Annotated in this window: 1 protein-coding gene; it reads right to left on the minus strand. The window is 40.3% G+C overall.

Annotated features, from left to right (window positions below; translation table 11 throughout):
• Positions 1 to 194 precede the first annotated feature (194 nt).
• Entirely contained in the window at positions 195 to 443 is a 249-nt protein-coding gene (locus L2717_RS18090; RefSeq protein WP_248938140.1) for a hypothetical protein, read from the minus strand.
• Between the last annotated feature and the right edge of the window lie 237 nt (positions 444 to 680).

Below are 680 nucleotides of genomic sequence, written 5' to 3' on the forward strand. Positions count from 1 at the left end.
AGCCTGAGCCGAGGAGAAATGACGCGCTAATGCCGATAACGACACTTATCGGCACATCTAATCCCTTCCATACAAAGCTGCGCACAATGTAACCTCACGTTATGTAAAACTGCTTTTTTTTGTAGCATCCGGACATAAAAAAACAGCCCTGAAAGGGCTGAGTTTTGCATAACTTGGATTGTGCGAAGTCTTTTTTATCCCACTAATTCAACACAGCGTGTGAATGATTGTGAGATAATTCCGTCAGCCCCGATGGAGCGTTCCCAAGATAGAGTATTGTTTGAATGGTCAATTAGAAACCCATCTTCTTTTAATTCATCTAATAGATTGTTGAACTGGGTTGTCTCAATGTCCATTTTTCGATAAATGTCACCAAGAGATAATCTCTTAGTTTCTTTCTCGTCTGCTAAATCTCTAATAACCTGCAGCAGCTCATTTTTCATGATAATTTCCTTTTTTATTAGCTGGTTAATCCCATTAAATCGATAAGTAAGGTATCAACGTTTTTTCAAAATTGATAGGGATTATTAAGGGACGTGTCCCTTAATGCCAAGCGCTCTTCATAGGGCGCTTTTAAGCCCGTTTATTTTCCCCGCCAGACTCTTTTCTTTAGCTGCTGACTTGCAGCGCGTTTATCGTCAAACGGTCGCAGACAAAACTAACTTGCAGCACTCAAAAGT

It is taken from the genome of Shewanella glacialipiscicola (assembly GCF_023283485.1).
In the GTDB taxonomy this organism is placed as follows: domain Bacteria; phylum Pseudomonadota; class Gammaproteobacteria; order Enterobacterales; family Shewanellaceae; genus Shewanella; species Shewanella glacialipiscicola.

Bases quoted from the DNA above. Each gene is read 5' to 3' on its own strand.
- L2717_RS18090 (WP_248938140.1), bottom strand. From the start codon at position 443: ATGAAAAATGAGCTGCTGCAGGTTATTAGAGATTTAGCAGACGAGAAA.